Consider the following 6,538-nt stretch of genomic DNA (forward strand, 5'->3'; position numbering starts at 1 on the left):
GCGTGGGGGAGAGAGCAGATCCGGCCGCGCGGTGCAACGCGCGCGGAGCCGTCGCACCGGGCCTCCCGCAAGGCGCGCGCGGCATCGCTTACACCGCAAGGTCGCTCGCCAAGGCCCGCCCGGGGCGCTGGGCGCCGCCCGCCCACCCCTGTAAGCAGCGGCACCGGGATCGCCGGCCGGACGGGAGCCCCAGGGACCGCCATGAAGCCCATCGACCGCGCCGCCGACGACGTCGAGCCCGGGGACCTGCCGGGCATCCCGCGCCCGCGGGAGACCCTGGGGCTGGTCGGCCACGCGGCGGCGGCCGACGCCTTCGCGGCCGGCATCGCGGCGGGGCGGCTGCACCACGCATGGCTGATCGGCGGCGCCCCCGGGATCGGCAAGGCGACGCTCGCCTACCGGGTCGCCCGGCGCCTGCTCGCCCATCCCGGGGGCGGGGGCCCGCCCGGGCTCGACCTGCCGGCGGGCGACCCCGTCACCGGCAAGGTGGCGGGCCTGTCGCATCCGAACCTCGTGGCCCTGCGCCGCCACCGAATCGCGGGCGCCAAGGCGCTGCCGACCAAGATCTCCGTCGACATGGTCCGCCGGGCCCTGGACCTGTTTTCCGCGACCGCCACGGATTCCGGCTGGCGCGTCTGCATCCTCGACAGCGCCGAGGACCTGAACGCCAACGCCGCCAACGCCCTGCTCAAGGTGCTGGAGGAGCCCCCGCCCCGGGCCCTGTTCCTGATCCTGTCCCACCAGCCCGGCCGGCTGCTGCCGACGATCCGCTCCCGCTGCCGGGCGCTGATGCTGCGCCCCCTGGCGGCCGGGGAGGTCGCCCGGGTGGTGCGCGGGCTGCCGGAGCCGTTCCCGCAGCCCGAGGAGGCGGCCCTGGCCCGGGCGATCGCCCAGTGCGAGGGCTCGGTGGCCCGGGCCCTGGCGATGCTCGACCCGGTCACGTCCGGGCTGGTGGCGGAGGTCGAGACCCTGCTGGCGCGGGCGCGCGATCCCGATTGGGGCCGGGTGCTCAAGCTCGCCGAGACCCTGGCGGGGCGCGACGCGGAGACGCGGTTCGCGGCCGCCCAGGACGCGGTGCTGCGCTTCGTCTCGGCCGAACTCGACCGCCGCCGGGACGAGCCGCCGGCGCGGCTGGCGGCCCTGGTGGAGGTCGCCGACCGCTTCGGCCGCGCGGCCCGGGAGGCGGCGATCTACAACCTCGACCGGCGCCCGGTGGTGCTGTCGCTGTTCGGGGATCTGGCGGAGATCGGGTAGGGGCCGGGCGGAGCCGGCCCTTTCAAAGTGTTTGGATTGGGTCGCGTTCGGGACGTTCCGCCCAAGGGTTCACACCTCTCCACTTGACGCCGACGCGTCGAAAAACGTGCGCTTCCCCTCCCCCTTGCGGGGAGGGGTCAGGGGTGGTGCAGACGGCACCGCACCGTTCGATCCTGCACCGCCCCCACCTCCAACGCCTCCCCGCACGCCCCCGCGATCCCGGGCAGGCCCGGGATCGCGGGGGGAGGAGGGCGACGCGCGTCGCCCATGAATTGCTGCGCCAAACACCGTGAAAGGGCTGGCCGGGCGGGGATCCTGGCGTCGGCCCATCGCGGGGCGGCGATCGAACGCGCGTTCCCGCCCGCCTGCTCGGCATCCGGCCTGCGGCGCTTGGCTCTGATGATGCATCGCGCCCCCGCTCGATCCCTGGCCGCCCGGAATGCCATGACCCACGATCTGCCTCATCGCGCGGCCGTTCGGACGATCCTGTCCCTCGCCCTGCCGCGGCGGGCCCGCCTTCGAAAGGGGCGGGCGTGAGCGACGCGATCGCTTGGGCGGAGCGCCGCCGCATCGCCGAGCAGGCGCGCGGCGAGCGGCCGTGGTCGCTCTGGGGGCCGTATCTGAGCGAGCGGCAATGGGGCACCGTGCGCGAGGATTACAGCCGCGACGGCAATGCCTGGCGCTCGCTGACCCACGACGATGCGCGCTCGCGCGCCTATCGCTGGGGTGAGGACGGGCTCGCCGGCCTCTGCGACGAGCGCGGCTTGCTCTGCCTCGCGCTCGGCCTGTGGAACGGGCGCGACCATATCCTGAAGGAGCGCCTGTTCGGCCTGACCAACGAGCAGGGCAACCACGGCGAGGACGTCAAGGAGCACTACCACTACCTCGACGCGGTCCCGAGCCACGCCTACCTCAAGTTTCTCTACCGCTATCCGCAGGCCGCCTACCCCTACGAGGACCTCGTGCGCGAGGGGCTGCAGCGCAGCCGCGAGGTGCCGGAATACGAGATCGACGACACCGGGATCTTCGATGGCGGCCACTTCTTCGACGTGACCGTGGAATACGCCAAGGCGGATGTCGACGACATCCACGTCACCGTCTCGGCGACGAACCGGGGCCCGGAGGCCGCCGACCTCCACCTCGTCCCGCAGCTCTGGTTCCGCAACACGTGGTCGTGGCGGGAGAACGGCCCGCGCCCGCGTCTGGCGATCCACCCCGAGGGCGGCGTCGCCTGCGAGCATCCCCGCCTCGGCCCCTACCGGCTGGTCTTCGAGGGCGCGCCGGACGTGCTGTTCTGCGAGAACGACACGAACCTGCGCCGCCACGCCGGCCAGCCCGAGGCCGAGGGCCCGTTCAAGGACGGGCTCCACGCGGCGATCGTCGGGGGCGACGCCGCCGCGATCCGGCGCGATGCCGGGACCAAGCTCGGCCTGCACTACGCGCTCCGCCTGCAGCCCGGCGAGACCCGGCGGATCCGCCTGCGGCTGTCGGCGGGGGTGCGGACGCGCCCGCTCGATGCGGATGGCAGCCTCCGGGACCTGCGCGTCGCCGAGGCCGACGCCTTCTACGACGACCTTCAGGACGGGATCGCCGAACCGGATGCCCGTGCGATCTTCCGGCAGGCCGCGGCGGGGCTGATCTGGTCGAAGCAGCTCTATGCCTACGACGTGCGGGTCTGGCTCAAGGGCGATCCGCTGCAGCCGGTGCCGCCCCGCGAGCGCGACGGCGGCCGCAACACCCAGTGGCGCCACTTCGCGGCCTCCGACGTGCTCTCGATGCCGGACACGTGGGAATATCCGTGGTTCGCCGCCTGGGATCTCGCCTTCCACTGCCTGCCACTGGCGCTGCTCGACCCGGACTTCGCCAAGAAGCAGCTCCTGCTGCTGACGCGCGAATGGTACATGCACCCCAACGGCCAGCTCCCGGCCTACGAGTGGGAGTTCTCCGACACCAACCCGCCGGTCCATGCCTGGGCGACCTACCGGGTGTTCGAGATCGACCGCGCCCGCCGCGGCGGACGCGGCGACCTCGCCTTCCTCGAAGGCGTCTTTCACAAGCTGCTGATCAACTTCACGTGGTGGGTGAACCGCAAGGATGCGGGCGGCCGCAACGTCTTCCAGGGCGGCTTCCTCGGCCTCGACAATGTCGGCGTGTTCGACCGGTCGCGCCCGCCGCCGGGCTTCGGCATGGTGCACCAGGCCGACGGCACCGCCTGGATGGCGATGTATGCCCTCAACATGATGCGCATCGCCCTCGAACTCGCGCTCCATAACGACGTGTACGAGAGCACCGCCTCGAAGTTCTTCGAGCATTTCCTGCTCATCGCCGAGGCGATGACCGACATGGGCGGCGAGGGCTTCGGCCTCTGGGACGAGGACGACGAGTTCTACTACGACGAGGTCGACATGCCCGGCGCCGGGCTGCTCCCCTTGCGTGTCCGCTCCATGGTCGGGCTGGTGCCGCTGTTCGCCGTCGAGGTGATCGAGCCCTCCGTGCTCCAGCGCCTGCCGGACTTCGCCCGGCGCCTCAACTGGCTGCTGGAGAACCGCCCGCATCTCGCCCGCCTCGTCTCCCGCTGGGACGAGGGCGGCGTCAAGGACCGCAAGCTGCTGTCGCTGCTGCGCGGCCACCGGATGAAGGCGCTGCTGCGGCGCATGCTCGACGAGGCGGAGTTCCTCTCGCCCTACGGCGTCCGCTCGCTGTCGAAGGCGCATCGCGACCAGCCCTATGCCCTGAACGAGTTCGGCGCCTCCTTCACGGTCCGCTACGATCCGGCCGATTCCACCTCGAACATGTTCGGCGGCAACTCGAACTGGCGCGGGCCCGTGTGGATGCCGACGAACTACCTGATCATCGAGGCCCTGCGCCGCTTCCACACCTATTACGGCGACGACTTTCGCGTCGAATTCCCCACCGGCTCGGGGGAGATGCACACGCTCGCCGCGATCGCCGACGCGCTCCGGGACCGGCTGATCGCCCTGTTCTCCAAGGACGGGGCCGGCCGCCGCCCGGCCTTCGGCGACCGGCCGCCGATCCCGGCGGCCGCGGGCGCCGAGGAGGCCCTGTTGTTCCACGAGTTCTTCGACGGCGACACCGGCCGCGGTCTCGGCGCCTCCCACCAGACCGGCTGGACGGCGCTGATCCTCAACCTGCTGCACCACCGGGCGAAGCCGCCCCCGTAGGCCGCCTCGCAATCGGCGTCGCAGGCGAAGGGCGGCGGCCCCCGCGGGGTTCCGCGGGCCCCGCATGCCGGTATCCGGAGCCCTGCCCCCGGCGCCTCCGGCGGGTGGGGACGCCGATGCGTGTCCGGGGCCGGACGGTGCCGTCCGCGGAGCGGGCGGCGGTTGCGTCCCGGCCGCTGCCGCGCGACAACGCGGGCAGCTTTTCGCGATGATCCGGAACACCCTCGACGTGACGTCCAACACCCCGGCGCAGCCCCAAAAGACCTTCGGCCTCTCGACCGCGATCTCCTACCCCAACGGCGCGCCGCATATCGGCCACGCCTACGAGGTGATCGCCGCCGACGCCATCGCGCGGTTCCACCGGCTCGACGGGTACGACGTGCTGTTCTCCACCGGCACCGACGAGCACGGGCTCAAGATCCAGCAGGCCGCGACCCGGGCCGGCACCAGCCCGCGCGCCTATGTCGACGGCACCGCCGCCCGCTTCCAGGCCATGGCCGACCGGATGGACTGCGCCTACGACCGCTTCATCCGCACCACCGAGCCGAGCCATTACGAGGCCGCGCAGGCGATCTGGCGGCGGATGGAGGCCAACGGCGACATCTACCTGGACACGTACGCCGGCTGGTACTCGGTCCGCGACGAGGCCTATTACGACGAGGCCGAGACCCGCCTGCTGGAGGATGGCAGCCGCCGCAGCCTCACCACCGACACGCCCGTCGTGTGGATGGAGGAGGAGAATTTCCTGTTCCGGTTGTCCGCCTACCAGGACCGGCTGCTCAAGCTCTACGCGGACCAGCCGGACTTCATCGGGCCGGAAACCCGGAGGAACGAGGTGGCGAGCTTCGTGCGCTCCGGCCTCAAGGATCTGTCGGTCAGCCGCACCAATTTCGACTGGGGCGTGCCGGTGCCGGGGCACCCGAACCACGTCATGTACGTCTGGGTCGACGCGCTGACCAACTACCTGACCGTCACCGGCTTCCCCGACGAGTCAGCCGCCGGGAAAAAATTCTGGCCGCTGGATCTGCACATCATCGGCAAGGACATCGTCCGGTTCCACGCGGTCTACTGGCCTGCCTTCCTGATGTCGGCCGGGCTGCCCCTGCCCAAGCGCGTCTTCGGCCACGGCTTCCTGCTCTCCAAGGGCGAGAAGATGTCGAAGTCGCTGGGCAACGTCCTCGACCCGTTCGAGCTCGCCGACACCTACGGGGTCGATCCGGTGCGCTATTTCGTGCTGCGCGAGGTGCCGTTCGGCGGCGACGGCAGCTACAGCCACGAGGCGATCATCGGCCGGATCAACGCCGACCTCGCCAACGACATCGGCAACCTCGCCCAGCGCTCGCTGTCGATGGTGGCCAAGAACTGCGATGGCGCGGTGCCGGATCCCGGCGAACTGGCGGAGGCCGACCGGGCGCTGCTCGCCCAGGCCGACGCCCTGCCGCAGCGGGCGCGGGACCTGATGGGCGACCTCGCGCTCCATACGATCCTGGCCGAGATCTGGGCCGTGGTGGCGGAGGCCAACCGCTACTTCGCCGGCCAGGAGCCCTGGAAGCTCCGCAAGTCCGACCCCGCGCGGATGAACGCCGTGCTCTACACGACGCTGGAGGCCCTGCGCGCCTTCGGCATCCTGATCCAGCCCTTCGTGCCCGGTGCGGCCGCCAAGCTCCTGGATCTGCTGGCGGTGCCGGCCGACCGGCGCAGCCTCGCCGATGTGGGGGAGGGGGGCCGCCTCGTGCCCGGCACGGCCCTGCCTGCCCCCGCGCCGATCTTCCCGCGCTTCGAGCGCCCCGAAGCCCCCTCCGCCTGAGTCCCTTCCGCGTGAAGGACTCTGCCGCCCGCCGGCCCCGAGACCCGATGCTCATCGACAGCCACTGCCACCTCGATTTTTCCGATTTTTCCGCCGACCTGCCCGGCGTGATCGCCCGGGCGAAGGCCGCGGGTGTCACCGGCATGCTCACCATCTCGACCCGGGTCGCCCGGGCCGAGACCTACCGGGCGATCGCCGAGGCCCATCCCGAGGTCTGGCACACGATCGGCACCCATCCGGACGGCGCCGCCCAGGAGCCCGACGTGCCGGCCGAGACGATCGCCGAGATCGCCGC

4 protein-coding genes (1 of these 4 only partly in view) are annotated in these 6,538 nt (G+C 71.9%); all 4 read left to right on the forward strand.

Features of this window, described 5'->3' with window-relative positions:
- The first annotated feature begins 201 nt into the window (after positions 1–201).
- Positions 202–1,254, forward strand: coding sequence for a DNA polymerase III subunit delta' (locus AC3IF3_RS24525; RefSeq protein WP_489230636.1), 1,053 nt, complete (start codon positions 202–204; stop codon positions 1,252–1,254).
- 533 nt (positions 1,255–1,787) lie between these two features.
- Positions 1,788–4,436: an MGH1-like glycoside hydrolase domain-containing protein gene (locus AC3IF3_RS24530; RefSeq protein WP_489230637.1), complete on the forward strand. Its 2,649-nt coding sequence runs from the start codon at positions 1,788–1,790 to the stop codon at positions 4,434–4,436.
- 208 nt (positions 4,437–4,644) lie between these two features.
- Positions 4,645–6,243: a methionine--tRNA ligase gene (gene metG, locus AC3IF3_RS24535; protein ID WP_489230638.1), complete on the forward strand. Its 1,599-nt coding sequence runs from the start codon at positions 4,645–4,647 to the stop codon at positions 6,241–6,243.
- Between the two features lie 47 nt (positions 6,244–6,290).
- Positions 6,291–6,538, forward strand: the start of a protein-coding gene (locus tag AC3IF3_RS24540) for a TatD family hydrolase (protein WP_489230639.1). Its footprint extends 577 nt past the window's final position; only the first 248 of its 825 coding nucleotides appear in the window; the start codon lies at positions 6,291–6,293; its stop codon lies beyond the right edge, outside the window.

The organism is Methylobacterium sp. J-118 (assembly GCF_057836565.1).